Below are 24,673 nucleotides of genomic sequence, written 5' to 3'. Positions count from 1 at the left end.
CGTCAGCAGCACCTCGCCTGAACAGCGGGAAAAGGTTCCTTCGCCGCGATCTCCACGTCCGCGAGCATCCGCTGCCGTTCGGCGGGCCCGAGCACGCGGCCGCGCGTCAGCACGGTGTGGATCCGCTGCGTGTTGCGGATGTCCGCGAGCGGGTTGCCGTCCAGCACCACGAGGTTCGCCTCCGCGCCCGGCACCAGCCGGATGCCGCGGGTGCCGGCCCGCAGCGCCGCCGCCGGCGACAGGCCCGCCTCGACCAGCAGCTCCAGCTCGTCGTGCACCGAGAATCCCGAGAACGAGTACGGGTTGCCCGCGTCCGTGCCGACCAGCACCTCGACCCCGAGCTCGTGCATCTCGGCGACCTGTTCCGCGCGACGGCGGAAGAACTCGGCCTGTTCCCGGATCTCCTGCGGTGTCACCGGAACCCACCGCTTGAGGCCGTCACGCCAGAGGTCGCGGTAGAACGCGGGCACGTACTTCATCCGCGGGTCGTTCTCGAACCGGTCGGCCGGACTCGAGTAGACCCGCATCGCGACCAGGGTCGGGCACAGCGCGGAACCGTTGCGGCGCAACCGTTTCGCGAGCTGAACGGCCTTGCCGCGGCGATGGGTGAGGGTGGCCTGGCGTTCGAACTCCAGCACCTGCTCGAACCACGCGAACGGGTCCGCGGGGTCGAGCGGCAGCGTCGCGATCGCCTGGCGCAGCTCGGTTTCCGCCGCGCTGGTGGCGAGCGGCAGGCCGTACACGTGCTCGAACGTGCGCTGCCCCAGGTCGCTCGCGTCGCCCAGCGCCACGTGGTCCGAGCAGTGGCCGGCGAACGTGATGTCGTGCCGCGAACACTCGTCGGCGATCGCCGCGAGCGTCGGCCGGTTCAGGTACGAGTACACCTTCACGAAGTCCGCGCCCTGCGTCTTCGCGTCCCGCACGGCCTGCCTGCCCTCGTCCGGCGTGCTGACGATCAACGCGCCGGGCAGCGTGGAGTGCGGCCCGTCGATGATCGAGCTGCCGACGACCAACCGCGGCCCGAACACCTCACCGCGCTCGATCCGGTCGCGCAACGCGTAGATCGGCGGGAAACCCCACATCTCCCGGATGCCGGTCACGCCGTTGACCAAGCACAACGGCAGTGTGATCCGGTCCAGGAACGCGCCGTGCACGTGCATGTCCCACAGGCCTGGGATGACGAACTTCCCGGCCAGGTCCAGCACCGCCGCCCCGCGCGGCAACGGCAGGTCGCACGATCCGACCGCGAGAACCTTGTTGTCCGCCAGCACGATCGTGGCGTCGGAGCGGGTGTGCGCGGCGTCGACGAGCGTGACGCCGCGCAGTGCGGTGACGCTGACGGCGGCCGCGGCCCGGCCCGGTGCGAGCAGGCCGATCCCTGCTGCCGCACCGAGTCCGCCCAGCCAGCCGAGCACTTCACGTCGGGTGGTGTCAGTCATGTCGGTCAACCAACACCCTGACGTTGCGGCAGACTCAACTCCGCTTCTGGTAACCGACCTGCCGCAACAACGCCTCCAGGTACGCCTCCAGCTCCGCCGCCGTGCTCTGCCTCGGACTGGTCAGCGAGTGGTAGAAAAGCGCACCTCCGACCATGTCCAGCACGATGCCCAGGTCCGTACCGGCCGGAAATCCGGGACGCAGCAGCTCCTTCAGCGCGGCCCGGCGCGGTGCGATGAACAGCTCCCAGTACCGCTTCATCAACTCGAAGTTGTCCGCCGACGCGCCCACGATCCGGCGCAGCAGCTGGACTGCCGCCGGGGTGGACAGCAACGCGGCCCAGCCCTTGACCGTCTCCTCCGGCGGCGCGAGGAGGATCCGTTCCGGATCGAGCGCCGCGACCTCCCGCGGCAGCTCGATCACGCTGAACAGCAGGTCTTCCTTGGTGGCGAAACGGCGGTAGACCGTCGCACGGGTCACGCCCGCGCGACGGGCCACCTGCTCGATCGACGTGCCGTCGAGGCCGCGTTCCAGGAACAGCTCGAAGGCGGCTGTCAGGATCGCGTTGTCCGCCTCGGGGTCGCGGGGACGCCCAGCACTTCGTTCAGCCACTCGGCAAGCCTTTCCGGTGAGGACGGGCCGCGCCACGCCAGGTGCCCGTCCGGGCGTACCAGCAGCGTTTCGCCGGCGCGTTCATGGTGCACGACGTCCCCCAGCCGCTCCCGCGCCACCTCCAGGCACGTCGCTGGTCCCGCCAGGACCCACCTCCCGGTTCGCACGAACGCGGGAACCCGCTCGCCGCCGCGCCGCCCGGACGCCAGCGGGCCGGAGTACTTCACGTCCAGCTGCGAGGTGAACCGCACGAGCCGCCGCTGCACGAACGGCAGGCCCAGCAACGGCCACAGCACCCGGTCCCTGATCGTCCGCGTGACGACACCCGGCCCCATCGCCAGTCGCGTCGCCGGTGTGGTCGAGGCGAGCACCCGCGCGCCGACCGGCCTGCGTTCGGTCTCGTAGGTGTCCAGCAGTTCTTCGGAAGCCCTGCCCTGCACCACGAGCGCGAGCTTCCACGCCAGGTTGTCCGCGTCGCCGAGCCCCGTGTTCATCCCCTGTCCGCCCAACGGGCTGTGGATGTGCGCTGCGTCCCCGGCGAGCAGGACGTTCCCGCGCCGGTAGGTCGCCGCCTGCCGCCGGTGGATGCGGAACGTCGACTCCCACTCCACCTCCTCGATCGGCCCCGGCGTCCACCGCTCTCCGTTGGGCGACATCACCCGCCAGATGCCGCCGGGCAACGGGAAGACGCTCGTGATCGACGCCCCGTCGACGAACAGGTGGATCGACTCGCGGTCGAGGTCCCACTCCGCGTGCAGGTCGCGCAGGAGGAAGTTCTCCATCACCGACTCGCCCTCGAACGCGATCCCCGCCTCCTTCCGCACGGCCGAGTGGGCGCCGTCGCAGCCGACGAGCCAGTCCCACCCGGAGACAGCGGAGACCGGCGTGTTCCACTCGATCTCCACGCCCAGCGCGGACAGCCGGTCGCGCAGCCGTTCCTCGACCCAAGCCTGCGACACGATCAACTGACCCGCGTCGCGCAGGAAACCCATGTCCAGCGCCACCGCCCCGTTGATCCGCAACGCCCGCAGCCGCACCGCCTTCTCCGGCAGGTCGCCCAACGCGCCCAGCCTCGCCAGCACCTCGACGCCGCGCGGCTGCAACCCCAACGCCCGTGACGTCGTGGCCGGCCCGTCCGCCTGGTCCACGACCCGCACGTCCACCCCGAACTGCCTGAGCCCGCACGCCAGCGCCAAGCCGGTCGGACCCGCCCCCGCAATGATGACCATACGAATACAGTACAGCTCTGTATTCAAATCGCGCCAGCAAGAAGGCCCGCCGTGAGACGGGCCTCGGTGCTCAGTGCTTCGTCAGGGTCGGCTCAGCCTGAGAAACGGCGGACGAACCGTTTCTGCCACGGCGTCTCGACGGCGCGCTTGTTGTAGTTCGCGCGCACGTACGCGACGGCTTCGGTGTTCGGAACGCCGTCCAGCGTGACGAGGCAGGACATCGCGGTTCCGGTCCGGCCGTGACCGCCGCTGCAGGCGATCTCGACCCGTTCGGTCTCGGAGCGCTCGAGCAGTTCGCGCAGGGTCTTGACGAATGCCGCGCGGTCGGCGGGCAGCCAGAAGTCCGTCCACTTGACCCACTTGCTCTCCCACTCCACCGGAGCGGGTTCCTTGCCCTGCAGGTAGATCCCGAACTCGGGCTGCTGGCCTGCGGGAAGAGGGTTTCGCAGGCCACGGCCGCGGATCAGCCGCCCCGAGGGCAGACGCAGGATCCCAGGCGTGTCAGCGCTCCACGTCCCGTTCGTCATTCGAGCACCTCGCTGGTGGCCGCTCAACGCTCGACGCGAGGGATGATCTGCGTCGAGTCGTCCTGGACGTGCGCCTGCATGACCTGGGTGATGTCGTCCGCCTCTTCCTGCAGGAGCGACTTCTTCTCCTTGCGCGCCTTGATCACCTCGAAGATGATCGGCACGACCGAGAGCAGCACGATGGCGATGAGCGTGATCTCGAGGTTCTTGCGGATGAACTCGACCTGGCCGAGGAAGTAGCCCAGCACGGTCAGACCCGCGGCCCAGGCCACACCGCCGATCGCGGAGTAGGTGAAGTACTTCTTCGGATCCATCCGCCCGACACCGGCCATGGCCGTGATGAACGTGCGGACGATCGGCACGAACCGCGCGAGGACGATGGCGCGCGGGCCGTACTTGTCGAAGAACTCCTGCGTCTTGTCGACGTACTCCTTCTTGAAGATCTTCGACTCCGGCTTGTTGAACAGCGCCGGACCGGCCTTGCGGCCGATGTAGTAGCCGGCGACGTTGCCGATGAACGCGCACACCGTCAGCAGCACGCAGACGACCCAGAGGGGCGTCGAGATGTGCCCTGCCGCGACGAAGAGACCCGCCGTGAACAGCAACGAGTCGCCCGGCAGGAAGAACCCGACGAGCAGCCCGCACTCGGCGAAGACGATCAAGCACAGCCCGACGAGCATCCACGGGCCGAGCATCGTCAGCAGTTTTTCGGGATCCAGCCAGTCAGGGCCCAATGCAATCGTCACGGCCACAACGGTACAGGTCAGCTGAGCGTGATCACTGCGGCCACCGTGCCCGCTGCCAGGCCCAACAGCAGCGCGAGGCCCAGCACCCACCACACCGGCAGGTGCGCGTGGCCCTCATCGGCAATTGGGACAGGTACGGCAAATCCGGCATTCGTGCTGGTCGCCTGCGCTCGCAGCGCGTCGGTCACCAGTCGCTCCGGATCGTCCGCCATCCACCTAGTCCTTGACCCACTCGCCCCTGACCATCACGTCCCTCGGCTTCAATTCTGCATCGAGAACGACGATGTCGGCCGCGCAACCCGGCTGCAGCTTGCCGGTGTCGAGGCCGAGGAGCTCCGCGCCGCGGGTCGAGGCCGCGTACGCCGCCTCCACGAGCGAGAGCCCGCAGGAGTTGACGGCGTTGCGGAAGGCCATGTCCATCGTCAGCGTGCTGCCCGCGAGCGAAGCGCCGCCCGCCAGCGTCGGCACGCCGTCGACCACCCGGACCTCCAGCCCGCCGACGTCGTACACGCCGTCACCGACACCGGCCGCCGCGATGGCGTCGGTGATCAGGACCGTGCGCTTCGGGCCGGCGTGGCGCGCGGCCAGGCGGACGGCGGTCGGGTGCAGGTGCACGAGGTCGCAGATGAGCTCGACGGTCACGCGTTCGTCGTCCAGCAGTGCGCCGATCGGGCCGGGCTCGCGGTGGTGCAGCGGCCGCATGCCGTTGAACAGGTGCGTCGCCACGGACGCGCCGGCGTCGACGGCGGGGCGGACCTGCGCCTCGGTCGCGTCGGTGTGGCCGATGGCGGCGATGACGCCCGCGTCCACGAGCTGGCGCACGGCGGGGACCGCGCCCTCCAGCTCGGGGGCGATCGTGATCATCCGGACGGTGCCCTTGCCCGCGTCGAGCAGCTTCGTCACGGCCGTGTGCTCCGGCGGGCACAGGATCGCCGGGTCGTGCGCACCGCAGCGGGCGGCGCTGAGGAACGGGCCCTCCAGGTGGACGCCCGCGACGACGCCCTCCTGCACCAGCTCGGCCAGCGCGGACACCTGGTCGGCCAGCTCCGGCACCGGACGTGACACCAGCGACGCCAGCAGCGTCGTCGTGCCGTGCTTGCGGTGGGCCGCGGCGGCCCTGCGGACCTTGGCCGGGTCACTGCTGGTGAACGCGTCACCACCGCCACCGTGGCAGTGGATGTCGACGAACCCCGGCACGACCGTGCCGCCGCCCACGTCGGTCGTCGGGCCGTCGGGGGCCGGGCCCTCGCCGACCGCGACGATCCGGCCGTCCGCGACGCTGACCCACCCGTTCTCGAGCACCCCGTCCGGCGTGACGACCCGACCGTTGGTCAGGGTCACCTGGACAGGTCCACCCCACGTGCTCATGACGCCTCCAGCATGTCGATGGCCAGCAGCGCCGCGCCGAGGAAGCCCGCCTCGTCGCCGAGCGCCGCGAGCCGCAGCTCCGGTCGGCGCTGGAAGGCGATCAGCCCGTCCAGCCTGTCCCGCAACGGGTCCACCAGCAGATCTCCTGCGAGTGCGAGCCCGCCGCCGAGCACCACGGCTTGAGGGCCGAGCAGCGTCGCCAGGACCAGGATGCCCCTGGCGAGCGCGTCCACGGCCTCGTGCCACACGGCGACGGCGTCGGGCTCCCCGTTCTTCACCCGACCGGCGACGTCAGCGGCGCCGTTGACGGGGGTGCCGGTACGTGCGGTGTACCGGCGGGCGATCGCCGCGGAGGACGCCACCGTCTCCACGCAGCCGATCTGGCCACACGCGCAGGGCACGCCGTGGCCGACGTTCACATGTCCGATCTCACCGGCGTAGCCGTCGCCGCTGAAGATCTTCCCGTCGAGCAGCAACGCGCCGGCGATCCCGGTGCCGATGGGCATGATCACCGCGTTGCGCAGGTCCTTCGCGGCACCCATGCGGCTCTCGGCCAGCCCGGCCGCGCGCACGTCGTGACCGAACGCGACGGGCACGCCCAGCCGTTCGGTGAGGACGGCGCTGAACGGGAACTGGCTCCAGGGCAGGTTCGTCGTGTACACGCCGACACCGGCGGCCTCGTCCACGATGCCCGGCGCCACGACCCCCACGGCGTCGATCTCGTGCTCGCAGGCCTGCCTGAGCTCGCCGACGAGCTCGGCGATCACGGCGAGGAGGGGCTCCAACTCACCGGGAGTCGCCCGGCGCGCGTGCTTCTCCGCCGCCACCGCGTCCGAGCTGCCGGCGACCAGCGCCGCCTTGGTTTCGGTGCCACCGATGTCGACGGCGACCACGTGTCTGCGTGCCACGAGAACAGATCCTGCGGCATCGGAGCCCTATTGGTCTATACCAAGTACCGGATTGGGGCGTGTTCGTACCACGTGAAACCACTCTCACCGGGCAAAACGGCCAGGGGTCAGGCGGATGCGGCCCGCGTCCTCTGAGGGGCGGGCCGCACCGTGACGAGCGTCGTGACGCCTCAGCCGGCCATGATCTTCTGGAGTGCGTCGAGAGCCCGGGACGCCGTCGACTTCACGGTGCCCTTCGAGATGCCGGTGGCCTCCGCGATCTCGGCCTCCGACAGGTCGCCGTAGTAGCGCAGCACGAGCACCTCGCGCTGACGCGGCGGCAGCTGCTGCAACGCCTTGACCACGGCCTGGTGCTCCGCGGTCAGCATCGCGAGCGACTCGGCCGACCGCGCGTTCGCCACGTGCGGCGGGGTGTAGTCGCGGGCGGTCTTGCGCCGGCGCAGCACGCTGCGCGAGCCGTTGACCACGGCCGTGCGGAGGTAGCCCACGGCCGCCTGGGCGTCTCGCAGGCCCTTCCAGTTGCGGTGGAGGCCGGTGAAGGCCTCCTGCACCACGTCCTCCGCGGTCGCGGGCTCGTCCACGAGCAGCAACGCGAGCCTGATGAGGCGCATGCGGTGCTGCTTGTACAGGTCTTCGAGCGTGAGCGGCCCTGTGGGAGGTCCTGCGACGCCGTCCTTGATTCGCAGGTTGGTCAGGGTGTCCTGCACGGTGCGCGGGGTTTCTTCGCCAACCACAAGGTAGGACGGTACCGGTCAGCGTCGCTACGGTGGTCGCATGGCCCGCTTTGCAGTCGAATTGGTGTTCGGTCCCGATACCGAGAAGCGTCTCGCGGTACGCCCCGCACACCGCGAGCACATCGCCTCTCTCGCGGAGAAGGGCGAGGTCCTCGGCGCAGGTCCGTACGCGGACGACACCGGCGCGTTGATCATCTACGAGGTCGCGGACGAGGCCGCCGTGAAGGAACTCATCGCCGCCGACCCGTACACGCCCGCGAACGTCATCACCGAGTGGAAGATCCGCGAGTGGACTCCCGTTCTCGGTGCCTGGCTCAACGACTAGCTGCTTGACCGCCCGGTCCGACCAGGCCTGACGTGTCGCTGGCCGCCATCTGGCGGTCGGCGTCGGCCACCTCGGCGACCGCCTGGCGGTCCACGACCACCGGTGTGAACGCGCGGAAGTACTTCAGCGCACCCACCCAGCCGGGGACGTGGACCGCCTTCGCGCGTTTCTCGATGCCCCTGACCACGGCCCTGCCGACGTTGCGGACGGGGTACTTCTTGCCGGCGACGCCCGGCATGCCCTGCCGCAGCTTGCCGAAGACCGGGTGCTGGTCGGCGCTGTTGACCATGTCCGTGGAGATCCACGAGAAGTAGGCGGTGCCGACGTCCACGCCGAGGTGTCTGACCTCGGCGCGCAGGCTGTCTGCGAACGCCTCGCAGCCCGCCTTCGCCGCCGAGTAGGCCGCGTTGCCGGGGATGTGCACGATCGCCGCCAGCGACGACACGACCAGGCAGTAGCCGCGGCTGCGGATCAGGTGCGGCAGCGCCGTGCGGACCGTGCGCCACACGCCGAGCAGGTTGACCTCGATGACCCGTTCGAACGCCTTCGGGTCCATCGAGCGCACGAAACCGGTGGCGGCGATGCCCGCGTTCGCCACCACGACGTCGATGCCGCCGAAGTGCTCGGCGGCCTCCTGGAACGCCTTCTCGAGGGCGTCCCAGTCCGTGACGTCGGCTTCCCACGCCTTGCCGCCGGTCTGCCGGGCGACCTCTTCGAGCTGGGCCTTCTCGAGCCCGACGAGCGCGAGTCGAGCCCCGCGCGCGGCCAGTTGCCTCGCCACCTCGGCGCCGATGCCCCTGGCCGCGCCGGTGATCAGTACCACCTTGCCCGTGACGTCCATGCTGTCACGGTAACGCAACCTACTCCGAGTAAGCTACTGGCAAGTTAAATTGCGCTCAGGCGGTCCACCTCGGCCTGCGTCAGGTCGAGCGAGAGCACCGGGACGAGGTCTTGGAGCTGCTCCAACGTGCGGGCGGACGCGATCGGCGCGGCCACCGTCGGCTGCTGGGCGAGCCAGGCGAGAGCGACCGCGGCGACCGTCGTCCCGTGCGTCTCGGCCAGTTCGTCGAGCACCTCCAGCACCTGCAGACCGTGCTCGTCGAGGTGCTTCGAGGCCGCACCCGCCCGCGGGCTCTGCACCTGCACTCCCGGCCGGTACTTGCCGGTGAGGAAACCCCTGGCCAGCGAGTAGTACGGCACGGTCGCCAGGTCGTTCTTCGCGACGACGTCCCGCAGGTCGCCCTCGAACTCGTCGCGGCTCACCAGGTTGTACTCGGGCTGCAACGCCACGAACTTCGCGAAGCCCTCGCGCTCCTGGATCTCCAGCGCCCGCGCCAGCCGTTCGGCGGAGAAGTTGGACGCCGCGACGTACCGGACCTTGCCGTCGCGGACGAGCTGGTCGTAGGCGGCCAGCGTCTCCTCGAGCGGCGTGTTCGGGTCGTCGAGGTGGTTGTAGTAGAGATCGATGTGGTCGACGCCGAGCCGCTTCAACGAGCGTTCGGCACTGGTGAGGATCGTGTCGCGCTTCTGGTTCTTGAAGCCGGCGAGCATGCCGACCTTCGTCGCCACCACGATCTGGTCGCGGTCGCCACGCCCGGCCAGCCACTTGCCGATGATCGTCTCCGACTCGCCGCCGGAGTTGCCCTCCACCCAGGCCGAGTACACGTCGGCCGTGTCGAGGAAGTTCCCGCCCGCTTCGACGTAGGCGTCGAGCACGGCGAACGACTGGGTCTCGTCGGCGGTCCAGCCGAAGACGTTGCCGCCCAGGCAAAGACGCGAAACGTTCAGGTCGGTGGTGCTCAAGATCGGCATGAATCGAAAGTAGTCCGTGTCGCCGGAAAGGATTAGCGAGTTGTTGGGAAGTTCGGGGGCCCGAGGACGTCGCGCACGGCAGCCCCGAGCGGGTGGCCGCGAAGCTGCGTGCGCACGTCGCCGACCAGGTGGCGATCCAGTCGTCGAACGGCCGCTACGCCGAACTCGCCGGGGCGCAGCGGCTCAAGGGGTGACCTCGACGCCCTTCCAGAACGCCACGCGACCCCTGATCTGTGCCGCGGCCTCCATCGGTTCGGCGTAGTACCACGCCGCGTTGGCGTTCTCGGAGCCGTTGACGTGCAACGAGTAGTAGTTCGCCGTGCCCTTCCACGGGCAGAACGAGGTGTGGTCGGTCGCCTTCAGCACGGCCTGGTCCACGGACTCCAGCGGGAAGTAGTGATTGCCTTCGACGACCACCGTGTCGTCGCTCGACGCGATGATCTTGCCGTTCCACTGCGCGGTTGCCATGTCAACCACTATGCCCTTACCGGCGGGTAGCACGGACGGGCTGGTCAGCTGGCACTTGATCGTTCATGCCGCAGGGTCGGCCGCCGCGTTGGCCCCGTGACGCACCCTCGTAGGATGCGGTTGATACGGCGTTCAGGGCACCTGAGGAGGACGACCGATGCCCATCGCAACTCCCGAGGTCTATGCGGAGATGCTTGACCGGGCCAAGGCGAACGAGTTCGCCTACCCCGCGATCAACGTCACGTCTTCGGAGACGCTCAACGCGGCTCTGCGCGGATTCGCCGAGGCCGAGAGCGACGGCATCATCCAGGTCTCGACCGGTGGTGCCGAGTTCGCCTCGGGCACCAAGGTCAAGGACATGGTGACCGGCGCTGTCGCTCTCGCCGAGTTCGCGCACGTTGTCGCCGCGAAGTACCCGGTGAACATCGCGCTGCACACCGACCACTGCCCGAAGGACAAGCTCGACGGGTACGTGCGTCCGCTGATCGCGATCAGCCAGGAGCGGGTGGACAAGGGCGGCAACCCGCTCTTCCAGTCGCACATGTGGGACGGCTCGGCCGTGCCTCTGGAGGAGAACCTCCAGATCGCGAGCGAGCTGCTCGACCTCTCCGCCAAGGCGAAGATCGTCCTCGAGATCGAGGTCGGTGTCGTGGGCGGCGAGGAGGACGGCGTCGACAACGAGATCAACGACAAGCTCTACACGACGCCCGAGGACTACCTGAAGACCGTCGACGCCCTCGGCGCCGGTGAGAAGGGTCGCTACCTGCTCGCCGCGACCTTCGGCAACGTGCACGGCGTGTACAAGCCGGGCAACGTCAAGCTGCGCCCGGAGATCCTCAAGCAGGGCCAGGACGTGGCGGCGGAGAAGCTCGGCCTGCCCGCCGGCTCGAAGCCGTTCGACCTCGTCTTCCACGGCGGCTCCGGCTCGCTGCTGGAGGAGATCCACGAGGCCGTGTCGTACGGCGTCATCAAGATGAACATCGACACGGACACGCAGTACGCCTTCACCCGCCCGATCGCGGCGCACATGTTCCAGAACTACGACGGTGTGCTGAAGATCGACGGCGAGGTCGGCAACAAGAAGACCTACGACCCGCGCAGCTACCTCAAGGCAGCCGAGCAGGCCATGGCCGCCCGCATCGCCCAGGCGTGCGAGCACCTCAAGTCGTCGGGCCGCATGATCGCGGGCTGATTTCAGAGTGCACGCGGGGACCTTTCGTTCGCACTGAGTGAACGAAAGGTCCCCGCGTGCGTTTCAGCTGAGTTTGAGGCGGGAGGCGAGCAGTTGGGCTTCCGGGCGGTGGATGAGCAGGTCGCCGACGGTCCAGAGGACCGCTAGAAGGACGGCGGTGACCGCCGCCGACGCGAACGCGATGGGCGGTCCCCACAGGTACTCCTGCTGGAACCAGATGCCGACGTACCCGACGGTCGTGACGGCCGCGGAACCCAGCACGGCCGCGGCCGGCGTGGGCATCTTCACCACGTGCGCCGCGTCGATCGCGAGACCGACGAGGATCAGGAACAGCGGCACGGCGGACTTCGGGAAGTCGATGCCCGCGAGCAGCGGCCAGATCAGGCACCGGTACGCGACGTACCCGGTGGCGACGGCGGTGGCCGCCCACGGCCGGTCGATCGTGCGCCGCGCGATCACCAGCACGATCGCCGCCGCGACCAGGCCCCACACCGGGTAGACCCAGTCCGCGATGGGCAGTGCGAAGTGCACGACCGCCTCACGCCCGACCGGCAGTCCGAGCTGGTCGGCGGCGAACTGCAACAGGATCGGCTCCGCCTCGGGCCGTCCGCTGTCGTAGGCCTGCAACGCGCGCACGCCGTACTCCTGGTGCTGGTTGGGGAACCAGACGTTCTCCAGGAAGAAGAACCACAGCGCGACGAGCCCGAACGTGCGCATGGTGCCGTCCGGGAAGTACTTCATCCACCCGCGGATCGCGCCCGCGAGCATGACCGCCGTGCCGAGGTAGAGCAGCGCGTGCGATCCGCTCCACGACGTGATGTCGAGGCCGTTGACGCGGTGGTTGATCACGTCGATCGGCAGTGCGACGAGGAAGATCCCGCATCCGACCTGCATGAGCCGCAACGCGAGCTTGTCGGCGCCGTACCCGGTGAACGTGTGGAACAGCGTGAGCCCGACCACGATCACCGTGCCGACCGTGTTGATCAGATGCGGCGGCGCGAGGTCGTCGCGCAGCCACTTGAAGTGCCACGAGACGTCCCACGACGACCCGATCAGCTTCAACAGCAGGCCTAGGAGCCACAGCTGGTAGAGCTGCTTGGTGAGCGCCGCCGGTGTCTCCCTGCCCGGCTCGCCCCGCTCCCAGTACTGGTCCCGGAACTGCCTTGCCCCCTGCATCATCCGAACATCATGAGCGGACGTCGGGTTTCCAGGAAGGCGAAACCACCCTGGTTTTACCCTGATGTTTCCAATTCGTATGCACAACCGGGTGAACATCGTTGATCTGTTCGGCCCAGCGCGGAACCATGCCCGCCATGAGCAAGAAGATCGTCGCCGGAGTGCTCGTCACCGCGTTGCTGCTGGCCGTTGTGGCCGCGGTCATGAGGGTGTTCATCTCGTAGCTCGCGCTCGTGCGGCACGATGGGCCGCATGGTTGAGAACCTCCTCGGGCCCGAGCCGACCCGTCTCCCCGACCGTCCCGAGGCGCAGGCCGCCGCGGACGGCGGCACCGACCCCGCCAAGATCGTGCGGGCGTACCCGGACTTCTCCGAGGCCTGGGCCCTGCTGGCCGAACGCGCGCTGCACGCCGGCGACCCGGTCGCCGCCTACGCCTACGCCCGCACCGGCTACCACCGCGGCCTCGACCAGCTGCGCCGCTCCGGCTGGAAGGGCTTCGGCCCCGTGCCGTGGGACCACCGGCCGAACCAGGGCTTCCTGCGCGCGCTGGCCGCGCTGGCCCGTGCCGCGCGTGAGATCGGTGAGGACGAGGAGTGGGAGCGCTGCTCGAAGTTCCTCGCCGACTCCGACCCCAAGGCTTCTGCCGCGCTGGGTCTGGCCTGACGCAAGCGGTGGCCGGCCCCTGAGTTCCCCAGGTGGAACCAGGGGCCGGGCCGTTTCTCGCACGAGAGAGCACGCCGTGCCCAGGAGCAGCGACCTGGTCGGTCCCGCACCGGTGTGACGCTGGTCGTCACGGGCATGTGAACGAACACACCGCAGGTTGTGCCTGGTGGCCGCCTGACCAAGACTGGCGGCGTCAGTTGATCCAGGTCGGGAGAGTTCGTGGGTGCTGTCAGGGATGCGGTCGGGCGTGGGCTGACGCGGTGGCGCGGAGCCGCGCTGCCGATCGTCCAAAGTGCCCTGTCCGCCGGCCTCGCCTGGGTCGTGGCGACCCTCGTCATCGGGCACCAGCACCCGTTCTTCGCGCCGATCGCCGCCGTCGTCTGCCTCGGTGTCTCGCTGGGGCAACGGTTGCGGCGCGTCGGTGAGCTGGTCGTCGGCGTGTCGGTCGGGGTCGGTGTGGGCGACGCGTTGATCAGCTGGATCGGCAGCGGTCCGTGGCAGATCGCGCTCGTCGTCGGGCTCGCGATGTCGGCGGCGGTGCTGCTCGACGGCGGTTCGGTGATCGCTCTCCAGGCAGGCTCCTCCGCCGTCCTGGTCGCCACGCTGCTGCCGCCGAGCGCGGGTGGCGGGTTCGACCGGATGATCGACGCGCTGACCGGTGGTCTGGTGGGGCTCGCGGTGGCGGCGCTGCTGCCCGCCAACCCGGTCACCGTGGCCCAGCGGCAGCTCAGGGTGCTCACGAACACCCTCAGCGGTGCGTTGCGGACCCTCGCCGAGGCGCTGACGGAGAAGGACGCGGTCAAGGCAGCTGGGGTGCTCGCGGAGTTGCGGACCAGCCAGAGCACGATCGACGACTACAAGGCGGCGCTGCAGACCGGCAGCGAGATCACGAAGATCGCGCCCATCCGGTGGCGGTCCAAGGACGAGCTCGGCAGGTACCACACCGCGGCCGGGCCGGTGGACTACGCGATCCGCAACACCCGTGTGCTGGCGCGCAGGAGCATGGCGGCGCTCAAGGCCGACGAGCAGATCCCGGACGGCGTGCCGGACGTGCTGAAGGACTACGCGGACGCCGTCGACTGCCTCAAGGGCGAGCTGGAGAAGGGCAAGGAGCCCAAGCACACCAGGGAGGCCGTGCGAAACGCCGCGCGGCAGCTCACCGCGCGGCGTCTCGGTGGGGACGGGTTCTCGTCCAAGGTCGTGCTGGCCCAGATCCGCAGCGTGGCCGTGGATCTGTTGCAGGCCACGGGACTGAGCAGGAGCGAGGCGATGGAGGCGTTGCCGCCCCTCAGCCCTCCGGCCGGTTCAGCAGGCCCAGCAGCAGCGAGTGAACCGGCTCGTGATCACGAGGATCAGCCAGGGCGCACGAACCGCCCGTGACGGCGTACCACTCCTCCGCGCCCTCGTAGCGGACCAGCGCACGCAGCTTCCCGTCGTCGGAGAGTTCCGTGCAGAGCTCGAGGTCTCCCGTGACGACGCCGACCTCGTCGGTCATCACGCCGCCGGGACCCGCCACGAAAAGCGAGGAGAGTGACGCCATCAGCACCTTCCGAGCATGTCCGTCAACGCGGTCTTCTCCGACGAGTTCACGCTGAGCTTCCAGTAGTACTTGGTGTGTACCCACATCTTGGCGTAGGTGCACCAGTACGACGTCAGCGGCGGCTTCCAGGTGGCGGGGGTCTGGTCGCCCTTCGCCTGGTTCACGTTGTCGGTCACCGCGATCAGCTGCGGGCGCGTGAGGTCGTTGGCGAACGCCTGGCGCTGGGCCGTGGTCCACGACGACGCTCCCGACCTCCAGGCGGCCGCCAGCGGCACGATGTGGTCGATGTCCACGTCGGAGGCCGCGGTCCACGTCGCACCGTCGTACGGCGAGAACCAGCGGCCCGACGTGGCGGCGCACGACGAGTCGGTCACCACGTTGGTGCCGTCGCGCTTCAGCACGACCTCGCGGGTGTTGCAGGTGCCCGACTGAGTGATCCAGTGCGGGAACTTGTCGCGCGAATAACCCGTCATCGAGCCGTCGGCCCGAACGGTCAGGCCGGCGAGCTCGGACTTCGCGGTGTCGGCACTGGGGATGTTCGGCGGTGTCGCGAGTGCAGGGGAAACAAAACCGAGGGTGAGGGCCGCCGCGGCAACCAGAACACCAATGGTTCGGTTAACTTTTGACATCATCCCGACCTTCCTTGTTGGAAGTTTCGGGACCACCCTTAGTCACATTATGAAATTAGGCAATGCCTTTGGGTGACACTCAAGCGAATGACAAGTGCACGGCTAGACGCCTCGAACGAGCCTCAAGTCCTCGGTGTGCCGGTACCAGGTCCACTTGTCGACCGGCCGAGGGTGCTTGTGACCATCTAGAACGGCGGTCGTGGGCAGGCAGCCGAGCTGGAACGCGCGCGGCCGGCTCTCCTTCACCCTGGATCCGAGAAGGCGCTTGTTAACAATTCGCACTACCAGGCCGAGGCCGCCTTCCGGGTCCGGCGTGCACTCGATTCGCGACGCCTGCCCGCGCAGCACGTTGTCCGCGTCGCTGTAACCAACGCCACGAACGGGTGACAAAACACCCAGGCCCATCAACACGCCGCCGACGTCGTCGCGCACGAACGGGACGGGATCCACGTCACCGTTCAGGGCGATGTCCAACGCCCTGGCGGGATCCGGCGAAAGCCCCCACAGTGCCGCCACCACGGAGTTCTTGTCGATCGGCACGTAACCCAGCGCTACCGAGCCGAGTTTCTCCTTGCGCAGCAGGCGCAGTGCGACCGCAGCGAGGTCGGCGTCCGTGCCGAACACGACCAGTCGCTCCGCGTCCAGGTGGGGGTCGACGTGGTCCTTGCCGGGGCGTGCGGGAACGGCCTGCACGCCATCACGCTCCGTGATCATTGGCAACTGCGTGTTTCCGCAGGCCAACACGATTCCGTGCACGGTCATCTCCTGGTCTACCCTCGCTTACCGGCGTTCGCTCGAACCAGTCCAAGCGCTTGGAGTTTCACATGCCGGCCGTCGTGCTGATCGGTGCCCAGTGGGGCGATGAGGGCAAGGGCAAGGCCACCGACATCCTCGGTGAGCGTGTCCAGTGGATCGTCCGCTACCAGGGTGGCAACAACGCGGGTCACACCGTGGTCCTCCCGGACGGTCAGAAGTTCGCCCTGCACCTCATCCCGTCCGGCATCCTCACCCCCGGCGTGAAGAACGTCATCGGCAACGGTGTCGTCGTCGACCCCGGCGTGCTGCTCGAGGAGCTCGCGGGCCTGGAGGAGAAGGGCGTCGACACCAGCGGCCTGCTGATCTCGTCGGACGCGCACTTGATCATGCCGTACCACGTGGCCATCGACAAGGTGACCGAGCGGTACCTGGGCAAGGCGAAGATCGGCACCACCGGTCGCGGCATCGGCCCGGCCTACCAGGACAAGCTCGCCCGCGTCGGCGTGCGCGTGCAGGACCTGCTGGACGAGAAGATCCTGCGGCAGAAGGTCGAGGCCGCCCTGGACTTCAAGAACCAGGTGCTGGTCAAGGTCTACAACCGCAAGGCGCTCGACCCCGACCAGGTCGTCGACCAGGTGCTGGAGCGCGGTCAGCACTTCGTGCACCGCATCGCGGACACCCGCCTGCTGCTCAACCAGGCGCTGGACCGCGACGAGATCGTCGTGCTGGAGGGCTCGCAGGGCACCCTGCTCGACGTCGACCACGGCACCTACCCGTTCGTCACGTCCTCGAACCCGACGAGCGGTGGCGCGACCGTCGGCTCCGGCGTCGGCCCGACCCGCATCAGCACCGTGATCGGCATCCTCAAGGCCTACACGACCCGCGTCGGCTCCGGCCCGTTCCCGACGGAGCTCAACGACGACCAGGGCGAGTACCTGCGCAAGCAGGGTGGCGAGTTCGGTGTGACCACCGGTCGCAGCAGGCGCACCGGCTGGTTCGACGCCGTGATCGCCCGCTACGCCTCGCGCGTCAACGGCATCACCGACTACTTCCTCACCAAGCTCGACGTGCTGTCGGGCCTGGAGCGGGTGCCGGTCTGCGTCGCGTACGAAGTGGACGGTCGCCGCGTCGACGAGATGCCGATGACGCAGACCGACGTGCACCACGCCGTGCCGGTCTACGAGGAGCTCCCCGGCTGGTTCGAGGACATCTCGCACTGCCGCACGTTCGAGGAGCTCCCGGCCAACGCCAAGGCCTACGTCGAGTACCTGGAGAGCATCATCGGCGCCCGCGTGTCGGCGATCGGCGTCGGCCCCGGCCGCGACCAGACGATCGTCCGCCACGACGTGCTCAGCTGATCGCTCGCTGCGCAGCCTCGACCAGCGCGGTCTGCGTGACCTTGAGCTGTTCGATGCCCTTGAGGAACTCCTTCGTCATCGAGCCGTCGTCCGGGCCTCTGTCCCGGAAGACGAAGAGGCACGAGCGGGCGCCGCTTTCCAGCGCCCGCAACGCTTCGGTCCACGTGGCGGCGACCTTCGCGTCCGGTGGTTCCGGGAACTTCTCCCGCACCACCGGACCGAGCGCCTCGCACCCCGCCGCGATCGCCGCGGGATCCGCGGCCCGCACACCGGCGAACACCTTGTCGTTGGCCTGGATGACGGTCATCAGCCGGTCCTGACCACCGCCGTTCATCCACGTCTTCAACGCGTCGTCGGTGTTCCTCTCGGCCCTGGCCGGTGGCGGCTGCAGCGTCTGCGCACCCGGTGCCGCGGTCGGCCACCACACCGCCACCGCCACGCTCAGCACCGCTGTTCCGGCGGCCCAGATCGGCCGTGAGGGCGTGTAACCGCTCTGGCGGCCGCGTCCTCCCACGAGCAGGGCCGCGAGCGTTCCGAGGACCGGCAGAACCTGGTGCGGGCGCGTCGCCAGCACGCTGTCGACCTGCGAGCCGTTCAGGTGCGTCAGCCAGATCGCCCCGGTTCCGGCCAGCCCGATCAGCCACGCGGTGAACAGCGCCGCCACGCGGTCGAGACGGGCCACCAGCACCACGACGACCTGCACGGCCACGACTGCCGCGATCTGCCAGGCGGTGGCGACCAGAGGCGAACCCGCGGAGCCGAGCAGCACGACCGCGGCGACGGCCGGGACGGCGCCGATCACCCCGGCCAGCGCGGCGAAGCGGGGGAACTCCCGCCGCAGCACCAGCGGCACCAGCCACAGCAGTGCCAGTGCCACCACGGTCAGCACCCGGTTGAAGTTCAACAGGAACGGGATCACCACGGCGGTCAGGCCGATCTCGTTGAGCGGCGTCTGCGCGTAGCCGTGCAGGAGGTCCACGACCGGCGCGAGGTTGTCGCGCCAGACGGCTCGCGCCACCCGGATCTCGGGGAACCAGCCCAGCAACGTGTACGTGACCACGGCGATCGACAGTCCGAGGAACCATCCGTGCCACCGCGTGCGCACGAGCGTCGCGCAATGTCCTGCCCAGACCGTCACGAGGGTCGCGGTACCGCCCAGCGCGATCGCGGCGATGACGCTGTGCGGTGTCAACGGGAAGAGGTTCCTCAGGTCCAGCACGTCTCCGAGGGCAAGACCGAGTCCGATGGCGACACCGGGCCACGCGAACGTGCCGCGCCGCGGGCCGAAAGCCGCGCCCCGCCAGGCGATCAGGCCGATGAGCGCGGCCACCGGCACGGTCCAGACGATCCTCATGACCAGGAACGACTCGTTGCCTTCTCGGTACCAGGTCAGATCCTGCAGACCGGTGACCGCGTGCCACCACGCGAGCTGCACGGCCAGCGCGCTGCCGAGCGTTTCCCAGAAACCGGGCCGCAACAACGACTCCGGGTCTCGCATGACGGCCTGCCGACTTGCTGGAGCGGGGTGGTGGCCAAGCCATCGGCGCACGTCGCCGGTGGGTGGCAGCAGCCGGTACGGAGCAGGGTCACCGGTCCACCGGACGACCAGCGCGTCGGCGTGCTTCTCCCGCGCCCGCAGCACAGCGACGCGAGCGGCGTACACCAGCAGCACCAGCACAGCGAGGTGCCACAGCACGGTGAAGGAGGTCCAGCCGGTGGGGAACAAGGGCAGCTGGAACGGGGCGAAGTTCCGCACGAGCTGGTTCAACCAGGTGAACGCGTAGGGCGTCAGCACCACGACGACGAAGGCGCGCCAGATCGCCAGAGTGGCGTAGGTGATCGTGACGTCGTTGCGGACATGGGCGAGTTCGTGCAGCACGATCGCGCGGAACGACGTGGGTTCGATCCGGCGCAATGCCACCATGCCGACGTTGAGCGCGACGTACTTGCGGCGGTGCGTGCCGAACGCGACGCCGCCCGCTCGCATGTTCGTCCGGTCGATCAGGAAGGTCGGGGCCTTGGTGAGGCCGGCCTCCGCGACGAGTTCGGCGAGCGGCTCGACCAGTTCTTCCGGAACGGGAACCAGGTCTCGCCGGTAGCGCAGCCACGCCGGGCGCAGCGCGTAGATCAGCGCCGCCACCGCGAAGAGCAGCACCAGGCCGCCGACGAGCCACAGGGCGCGGCCGCCGAAGTACGTCGCCATGCAAGACCGATAAGCGTCCCATTTGGACTGATCGGGATCGACCTCGAAGTTCGAGGTGAGGTAGAGGCCTGACTGGACCTGGCAGCGCGAGTCGTCGAGCGAGGTGGCTGCGGGCCACAGGGCCGCGTACAAGCCGAAGACCTGCAACGTGGTCGCGACCGCGAGCAGCACCAGCGACGCGAACCTCAGCGTGGTGCCCGTGGGCACACCGGATCTGTCCCCCTCCTGATTCATGTCCAAATGATGATCGTCGTGCTGCCCGCTGTCACTCAGCCGTTAGCAGGAAACCGCCCTTTCCGACTATGTCGATGGCAGACGCTTTTTCACGATTTGGGCGTCGTTGACTCACGCCTTCCACTCGCCTGTACTTCTGCGCCGTGACCCTTTCACTCGTTCGAAAACCTGCGCGGCAGCTGCGCTGGATCAGCCCGGTGGCGCTGGTCCTGCTGTGGCAACTCGCCAGTTCAACGGGTGTGCTGCCGCCCGAGAAACTCGCTTCTCCGCTGACCGTCGCGCAGTCCGCGGGTGAGCTGATCGCCGACGGCCAATTGCTCGACGCATTCACCGTCTCGCTCGGGCGCGTTTTCTTCGGATTTCTCATCGGGGCCGCGGTCGGGGGCGCATCGGGTCTCGTCTCCGGTCTTTCCCGGTGGGGTGAGACTTTGCTGGATCCACCGGTTCAGATGTTGCGCACGCTGCCGCACCTCGGGTTGATCCCGTTGTTCATCCTGTGGTTCGGCATCGGAGAGGAACCCAAGCTCGCGCTGGTCGCGTCCGGTGTGGCGTTCCCGCTCTACCTGAACCTGCACGCCGGCATCCGGCAGACCGACCCCGGACTGGTCGAGGCCGCTCGCGTCCTGGGCTACAGCCGGTTCGAACGGGTCGTGCACGTCGTGCTGCCGTCCGCCGTGCCGCAAACCCTGGTGGGACTGCGGATCGCGCTCGGCACCGCGTGGCTGTCGCTGATCGTCGGCGAGCAGATCAACGCCGACGCGGGCCTCGGCTTCCTGATCAACAACGCCCGTGAGTTCCTCCGCACCGACGTCGTGGTCGTCGGCCTCGTGGTCTACGCGCTGCTCGGCCTCACGACGGACGCCCTGGTGCGGGTGCTGGAGAGGAGGATCCTGCGATGGCGAACCCGGTGAGTGTTCGTGGTCTGCACAAGGCATTCGGCGCGCGAACCGTACTGGACGGCATCGATCTCGAGATCGCGCCCGGCGAGTTCGTGGCGCTGCTCGGACGCAGCGGCTGCGGCAAGTCGACGTTGCTGCGCATCCTCGCGGGCCTGGACCGCGACGTCGAGGGTGCGGCCGAAGTGCAAGGCACGGTGTCGATCGCGTTCCAGCAGCCGCGCCTGCTGCCGTGGCGCAAGGTCTGGCGCAACATCGCGCTCGGCCTGCACCGGCCGGACGGCCGCTCGGTCGCCTTGAAGGCGCTGGAAGAGGTGCGGCTGGCCGGCCACGCCGACGCCTGGCCGCTGACGTTGTCCGGTGGTGAGGCGCAACGGGTCTCGCTCGCGCGGGCACTCGTCCGCGAACCCGACCTGTTGCTGCTGGACGAGCCGTTCGGCGCGCTGGACGCGTTGACCAGGCTCGCCATGCACCACCTGGTGGAAGACCTGTGGGCCGAGCACCGGCCCGCCGTCCTGCTCGTGACGCACGACGTCGACGAGGCGTTGCTGCTGGCCGACCGGGTCCTCGTGCTCGACGAGGGCCGGATCGTCGCGGAGCACCACGTCGACCTGCCCCGCCCGCGCCGCCGGGCTTCCGTTGTGGAGCAACGCACCCGCGTGCTCGCCGATCTGGGAGTGGATGTTGAAACAGCTGCTTAGCCTCCTCGCTGCGATCTTGTTCACGACCGGGTGTGCCGCGACCGCGCAGGACACCCCGCCCGGTGAGGTCGTGCTGAAGGTTGGTGACCAGAAGGGCGGGGCGAAGGCGCTGCTCACGGCCGCCGGTCTGCTGGGCGACTTCCCGTACAAGATCGAGTGGTCGACGTTCACCTCCGGTCCGCCGCTGCTGGAGGCCGCCTCGGCCGGTGCGATCGACCTCGGCGGAGTCGGCAACACACCGCCGATCTTCGCCGCCGCGGCCAACGCCAGGATCGCCGCGGTCGGAGCGTCGAAGGGCGAGGTCGAGGCCGACGCGATCCTGGTCCAGGAGAACTCGCCGCTTCGCAGCGTCAGCGACCTGAAAGGCAAGAACATCGCCGTCGCCAAAGGCAGTTCGGCACACGGCCAGGTGCTGCTCACGTTGCGCGCCAGCGGTTTGACGACCAAGGACGTCACGCTGAACTTCCTGCAACCGTCGGACGCCTACAGCGCGTTCACCCAGGGCAAGGTCGACGCGTGGGCGGTCTGGGACCCCTACACCGCGCAGGCGCAGCAGGAGGCCAAGGCGCGCGTGCTGACCACTGGTGAGGGCAGGTCGAACGGGTACGGGTTCCAGGTCGCGGGCCGCAAGGCGTTGGACGACAAGGGGAAGACCCCGGCGCTCAAGGAGTACCTGGTCCGCTACTACAAGGCGCAGAAGTGGGCCGACACGCACCGCGAGGAGTGGGCGAAGGCGTGGGCGGCGGAGACCGGTCTCAAGTACGAGGTCGCGCTGGCCGCGGTGAACCGCAACGGCGACCTGCCGGTGAAGATCGACGACACGCTGATCAAATCCGAGCAGGAGCTCGCGGACGCGTTCGCCGAGGACAAGACGTTGCCGGGCAAGGTCGACTTCGGGAAGTTCGTCGACACGAGGTTCCAGGGAGATCTGGCATGAGCATCACGCTGCACTGGTTCCTGCCGACGTCCGGTGACGGGCGCACGGTCGTGGAGCACTTCCACGCTCAGCGGGCAGCCAAGAGTTCCCACGCCCGTCGTGAGCCGGACATCGACTACCTGGCGCAGATCGCGCGCACGGCGGAGCAGGTCGGGTTCACCGGCGTGCTCACGCCGACCGGCACGTGGTGCGAGGACGCGTGGCTGACCACGTCCGCGTTGATCGCGCAGACCAGGACGCTCAAGTTCCTCGTGGCGTTCCGGCCGGGCGTGCTGTCGCCGACGCTGGCCGCGCAGATGGCCGCGACCTACCAGCGGATCTCGCGCGGGCGGTTGCTGCTCAACGTCGTGACCGGCGGTGACTCCGTTGAGCAGCAACGGTTCGGCGACTGGCTCGACCACGACCAGCGGTACGCGCGCACCGACGAGTTCCTCCAGGTCGTGCGCGGCATCTGGACCGGCGAGCCGTACTCGTTCTCCGGCGAGCACTACCAGGTGCGGGACGCCACGGTGCTGGCCGCGCCGGACCCGGTGCCGCCGATCTACTTCGGTGGCTCGTCCGACGCCGCGCTGCCGGTGGCGGCCGCACGGGCGGACGTGTACCTGACCTGGGGCGAGCCACCGCAGGACGTGGCCGCGAAGATCGCGCGGGTGCGGGCGCTCACGGACCGGCCGATCCGGTTCGGCATCCGGCTGCACACGATCAGCCGCGACACCTCGGCGGAGGCGTGGGCGTCGGCCGCCCGGCTGCTCGACGCGCTGGACCCGGCGGCGGTGGCGAAGGCGCAGGAACAGCTGCGCGCGTCGGAATCCGTTGGGCAGCAACGGATGGTGGCCCTGCACGGCGGCGACCTGAGCCGGGGCGTCCGCGGTCTGGAGATCCACCCGAACCTCTGGGCGGGGGTCGGGCTCGTGCGCGGTGGCGCGGGCACGGCGTTGGTCGGCTCCCACTCGGAGGTCGCCGACCTCGTCGAGGAGTACCACTCCGTCGGGATCGAGGAGTTCGTCCTCTCCGGCTACCCGCACCTGGAGGAGGCCTACTGGTTCGGTGAGGGCGTGCGGCCCCTGCTGGCGCAACGAGGGTTGCTGGACAGGGACCGCACGCTGGTGCTCAGCGCTTGATCTTGGCCTCGACGGCGGTGTCGGGGTTGTCCGCGAACAGTCCGTCGATGCCCTGCTTGAAGAACAGGTCGTACTCCTCGAAGGCCCGGCCGTACGCGGCCGGGTCGGTCGAGGACCGGAAGTCCGCCGGCAGGAACGAGTTCTCGTTGCGGAACGTCCAGGCGTGCACGATCAGCCGAGCCTTGTGCGCGTCCTGGACCAGGGTGGTCGGCTGCTGCAGGAACCCGGCGGCGTCACGCGGGATGATGCGGTCCTTCGTGGCGCCGATGCCGTCCGCGTAGGTCGCGATCTCCTTCAGTCCCGCCGGGGTGACCATGTCGCTGTAGGTGCGCTTGTCGCCACCGGCGACGAAGTCGTACGGGGCACCAGAGGCGTTGATCAGCTGGACGATCGGCACCCGCAGCGACCTGTTGAGCTGCTTGAGGTTCGCCACCTCGAACGACTGCACGTAGACCTTGGCGCCCCTGTGGTTGAGGCCGTTGCGGTTGAGCGCGTCGACGAGCTTCGGCTCCAGCGCGAGACCGATCGACTGGAAGTACGTCGGGTGCTTGGTCTCCGGGTAGATGCCGATCTCGCGGTGCAGCTCGCGGGACAGGCGCTTGGTGAGGTCGACGACCTCCTGGAACGTTGGCACCTCGAAGCGGCCGTCGTAGAGGGTGTTGCGCGGCCGGATCGCGGGGATGCGTTCCTTGGCGCGCAACGTCTTCAGCTCGGCGAGCGTGAAGTCCTCCGTGAACCAGCCGGTGACCGGGGTGCCGTCGATGACCTTCGTCTTCTGGCGGTCGGAGAACTGCGTCCTGGTCGAGACGTCGGTGGTGCCGCCGATCTCGTTCTCGTGCCGGGCGACCAGCTGACCGTCCTTCGTGGACACCAGGTCGGGCTCGACGAAGTCGGCGCCCATCCGTGCCGCGAGCTCGTAGGACGCGAGCGTGTGCTCGGGCCGGTACGCCGACGCGCCGCGGTGCCCGATGACGATCGGGCCCTTGTCGTCGTGTGCCTCGGCCGAGGGCAGGGACGCCACCACCGCACCCGCGAAGACGAGGACCGCGGCGGCTAGACCTCTCCGGAACATCGTTCGACCTCCCAGTTCGTGTTGAGAGC

Annotated in this window: 27 protein-coding genes; 9 read left to right on the top strand and 18 right to left on the bottom strand. The window is 69.0% G+C overall.

Translation table 11 applies throughout. From position 1 onward, the window contains the following. Positions 1-2: 2 nt before the first annotated feature. From AOM45_RS00860 to AOM45_RS00825, 9 genes are all read right to left on the bottom strand, one after another. Positions 3-1,439 (bottom strand): amidohydrolase family protein, encoded by a 1,437-nt coding sequence (locus AOM45_RS00860; protein WP_030465832.1) that lies wholly within the window; start codon positions 1,437-1,439, stop codon positions 3-5. 34 nt (positions 1,440-1,473) lie between these two features. Further along, positions 1,474-2,049, bottom strand: a complete 576-nt coding sequence (locus tag AOM45_RS50465) for a TetR/AcrR family transcriptional regulator (protein ID WP_030465833.1) — start codon at positions 2,047-2,049, stop codon at positions 1,474-1,476. Continuing rightward, positions 1,992-3,278: an FAD-dependent oxidoreductase gene (locus AOM45_RS00850; protein WP_030465834.1), complete on the bottom strand. Its 1,287-nt coding sequence runs from the start codon at positions 3,276-3,278 to the stop codon at positions 1,992-1,994. Before AOM45_RS00850 ends, AOM45_RS50465 begins: the two co-directional genes overlap by 58 nt. A 92-nt stretch (positions 3,279-3,370) precedes the next feature. Continuing rightward, the gene (locus AOM45_RS00845) at positions 3,371-3,805 is read right to left on the bottom strand and encodes a protein-tyrosine phosphatase family protein (RefSeq protein ID WP_030465835.1); all 435 of its coding nucleotides are present in this window, start codon (positions 3,803-3,805) and stop codon (positions 3,371-3,373) included. Between the two features lie 23 nt (positions 3,806-3,828). After that, on the bottom strand, positions 3,829-4,500 hold the full coding sequence (locus AOM45_RS00840; protein ID WP_081901892.1) for a DedA family protein: 672 nt from the start codon (positions 4,498-4,500) through the stop codon (positions 3,829-3,831). 68 nt (positions 4,501-4,568) lie between these two features. Further along, positions 4,569-4,763, bottom strand: a complete 195-nt coding sequence (locus tag AOM45_RS49045; protein ID WP_081901870.1) for a hypothetical protein — start codon at positions 4,761-4,763, stop codon at positions 4,569-4,571. A gap of 4 nt (positions 4,764-4,767) precedes the next feature. Beyond that, positions 4,768-5,919: an N-acetylglucosamine-6-phosphate deacetylase gene (gene nagA / locus AOM45_RS00835; RefSeq protein ID WP_030465837.1), complete on the bottom strand. Its 1,152-nt coding sequence runs from the start codon at positions 5,917-5,919 to the stop codon at positions 4,768-4,770. Continuing rightward, positions 5,916-6,827 (bottom strand): ROK family protein, encoded by a 912-nt coding sequence (locus AOM45_RS00830; protein WP_051782848.1) that lies wholly within the window; start codon positions 6,825-6,827, stop codon positions 5,916-5,918. Before AOM45_RS00830 ends, nagA begins: the two co-directional genes overlap by 4 nt. 170 nt (positions 6,828-6,997) lie before the next feature. Next, positions 6,998-7,561 (bottom strand): SigE family RNA polymerase sigma factor, encoded by a 564-nt coding sequence (locus tag AOM45_RS00825; RefSeq protein ID WP_030465839.1) that lies wholly within the window; start codon positions 7,559-7,561, stop codon positions 6,998-7,000. Positions 7,562-7,601: 40 nt separating this feature from the next. Between AOM45_RS00825 and AOM45_RS00820 the strand changes: the two genes are divergently transcribed. Then, a complete protein-coding gene (locus AOM45_RS00820; protein ID WP_030465840.1) occupies positions 7,602-7,886 on the top strand; it encodes a YciI family protein in 285 nt (94 codons plus the stop codon). On the opposite strand, the gene AOM45_RS00815 is transcribed toward AOM45_RS00820, so the two are convergent. From AOM45_RS00815 to AOM45_RS00805, 3 genes are all read right to left on the bottom strand, one after another. Next, positions 7,876-8,727 (bottom strand): SDR family oxidoreductase, encoded by an 852-nt coding sequence (locus tag AOM45_RS00815; protein ID WP_030465841.1) that lies wholly within the window; start codon positions 8,725-8,727, stop codon positions 7,876-7,878. The two genes, AOM45_RS00820 and AOM45_RS00815, sit on opposite strands and share 11 nt — an antisense overlap. Positions 8,728-8,771: 44 nt before the next feature. Continuing rightward, entirely contained in the window at positions 8,772-9,698 is a 927-nt protein-coding gene (locus AOM45_RS00810) for an aldo/keto reductase (RefSeq protein ID WP_030465842.1), read from the bottom strand. A 183-nt stretch (positions 9,699-9,881) separates the two neighbouring features. Continuing rightward, complete coding sequence (locus AOM45_RS00805; protein ID WP_030465843.1) at positions 9,882-10,166, bottom strand: DUF427 domain-containing protein; 285 nt, start codon at positions 10,164-10,166, stop codon at positions 9,882-9,884. Positions 10,167-10,323: 157 nt separating this feature from the next. On the opposite strand from AOM45_RS00805, the gene fbaA reads away from it, so the two are divergent. Beyond that, positions 10,324-11,358 (top strand): class II fructose-bisphosphate aldolase, encoded by a 1,035-nt coding sequence (gene fbaA, locus AOM45_RS00800; protein ID WP_030465844.1) that lies wholly within the window; start codon positions 10,324-10,326, stop codon positions 11,356-11,358. Positions 11,359-11,421: 63 nt separating this feature from the next. Here the strand turns inward: fbaA and AOM45_RS00795 are convergent, their stop codons facing one another. After that, a complete protein-coding gene (locus AOM45_RS00795; RefSeq protein WP_051782849.1) occupies positions 11,422-12,537 on the bottom strand; it encodes a hypothetical protein in 1,116 nt (371 codons plus the stop codon). Between the two features lie 249 nt (positions 12,538-12,786). Between AOM45_RS00795 and AOM45_RS00790 the strand changes: the two genes are divergently transcribed. Together AOM45_RS00790 and AOM45_RS00785 are read left to right on the top strand one after the other, a co-directional pair. Beyond that, the gene (locus AOM45_RS00790) at positions 12,787-13,197 is read left to right on the top strand and encodes a DUF3151 domain-containing protein (protein ID WP_030465846.1); all 411 of its coding nucleotides are present in this window, start codon (positions 12,787-12,789) and stop codon (positions 13,195-13,197) included. A gap of 219 nt (positions 13,198-13,416) precedes the next feature. Further along, complete coding sequence (locus tag AOM45_RS00785) at positions 13,417-14,577, top strand: FUSC family protein (protein WP_081901871.1); 1,161 nt, start codon at positions 13,417-13,419, stop codon at positions 14,575-14,577. Here AOM45_RS00785 and AOM45_RS00780 read toward each other — a convergent pair. The 3 genes from AOM45_RS00780 to AOM45_RS00770 all read right to left on the bottom strand — a co-directional run bounded on the left by AOM45_RS00780 (position 14,486) and on the right by AOM45_RS00770 (position 16,080). Then, complete coding sequence (locus tag AOM45_RS00780) at positions 14,486-14,737, bottom strand: hypothetical protein (protein WP_030465848.1); 252 nt, start codon at positions 14,735-14,737, stop codon at positions 14,486-14,488. The two genes, AOM45_RS00785 and AOM45_RS00780, sit on opposite strands and share 92 nt — an antisense overlap. Then, entirely contained in the window at positions 14,737-15,366 is a 630-nt protein-coding gene (locus AOM45_RS00775) for an HNH endonuclease family protein (protein WP_030465849.1), read from the bottom strand. The genes AOM45_RS00780 and AOM45_RS00775 overlap by 1 nt, the downstream gene beginning before the upstream one ends. A 102-nt stretch (positions 15,367-15,468) precedes the next feature. Then, positions 15,469-16,080, bottom strand: coding sequence for a hypothetical protein (locus AOM45_RS00770; RefSeq protein ID WP_236703035.1), 612 nt, complete (start codon positions 16,078-16,080; stop codon positions 15,469-15,471). Between the two features lie 110 nt (positions 16,081-16,190). On the opposite strand from AOM45_RS00770, the gene AOM45_RS00765 reads away from it, so the two are divergent. Continuing rightward, complete coding sequence (locus AOM45_RS00765; RefSeq protein WP_030465851.1) at positions 16,191-17,480, top strand: adenylosuccinate synthase; 1,290 nt, start codon at positions 16,191-16,193, stop codon at positions 17,478-17,480. On the opposite strand, the gene AOM45_RS00760 is transcribed toward AOM45_RS00765, so the two are convergent. Next, a complete protein-coding gene (locus tag AOM45_RS00760) occupies positions 17,473-19,917 on the bottom strand; it encodes a M48 family metalloprotease (RefSeq protein ID WP_156093608.1) in 2,445 nt (814 codons plus the stop codon). The genes AOM45_RS00765 and AOM45_RS00760 overlap by 8 nt on opposite strands. A gap of 143 nt (positions 19,918-20,060) precedes the next feature. On the opposite strand from AOM45_RS00760, the gene AOM45_RS00755 reads away from it, so the two are divergent. Genes AOM45_RS00755 through AOM45_RS00740 form a run of 4 tightly spaced genes read left to right on the top strand, consistent with a single transcriptional unit; the run spans position 20,061 to position 23,572 of the window. Beyond that, positions 20,061-20,828 (top strand): ABC transporter permease, encoded by a 768-nt coding sequence (locus AOM45_RS00755; protein ID WP_236703034.1) that lies wholly within the window; start codon positions 20,061-20,063, stop codon positions 20,826-20,828. Then, the gene (locus AOM45_RS00750) at positions 20,813-21,514 is read left to right on the top strand and encodes an ABC transporter ATP-binding protein (RefSeq protein WP_030465900.1); all 702 of its coding nucleotides are present in this window, start codon (positions 20,813-20,815) and stop codon (positions 21,512-21,514) included. Before AOM45_RS00755 ends, AOM45_RS00750 begins: the two co-directional genes overlap by 16 nt. After that, positions 21,498-22,451 (top strand): ABC transporter substrate-binding protein, encoded by a 954-nt coding sequence (locus AOM45_RS00745; RefSeq protein ID WP_372497500.1) that lies wholly within the window; start codon positions 21,498-21,500, stop codon positions 22,449-22,451. Before AOM45_RS00750 ends, AOM45_RS00745 begins: the two co-directional genes overlap by 17 nt. Continuing rightward, a complete protein-coding gene (locus AOM45_RS00740) occupies positions 22,448-23,572 on the top strand; it encodes an LLM class flavin-dependent oxidoreductase (RefSeq protein ID WP_030465855.1) in 1,125 nt (374 codons plus the stop codon). Before AOM45_RS00745 ends, AOM45_RS00740 begins: the two co-directional genes overlap by 4 nt. On the opposite strand, the gene AOM45_RS00735 is transcribed toward AOM45_RS00740, so the two are convergent. Next, a complete protein-coding gene (locus AOM45_RS00735) occupies positions 23,562-24,644 on the bottom strand; it encodes a glycerophosphodiester phosphodiesterase (protein ID WP_035909197.1) in 1,083 nt (360 codons plus the stop codon). The genes AOM45_RS00740 and AOM45_RS00735 overlap by 11 nt on opposite strands. Between the last annotated feature and the right edge of the window lie 29 nt (positions 24,645-24,673).

The organism is Lentzea aerocolonigenes (assembly GCF_000974445.1).
Classification (GTDB): Bacteria; Actinomycetota; Actinomycetes; order Mycobacteriales; family Pseudonocardiaceae; genus Lentzea; species Lentzea aerocolonigenes.
This window is presented reverse-complemented; position numbering and strand designations above follow the sequence as displayed.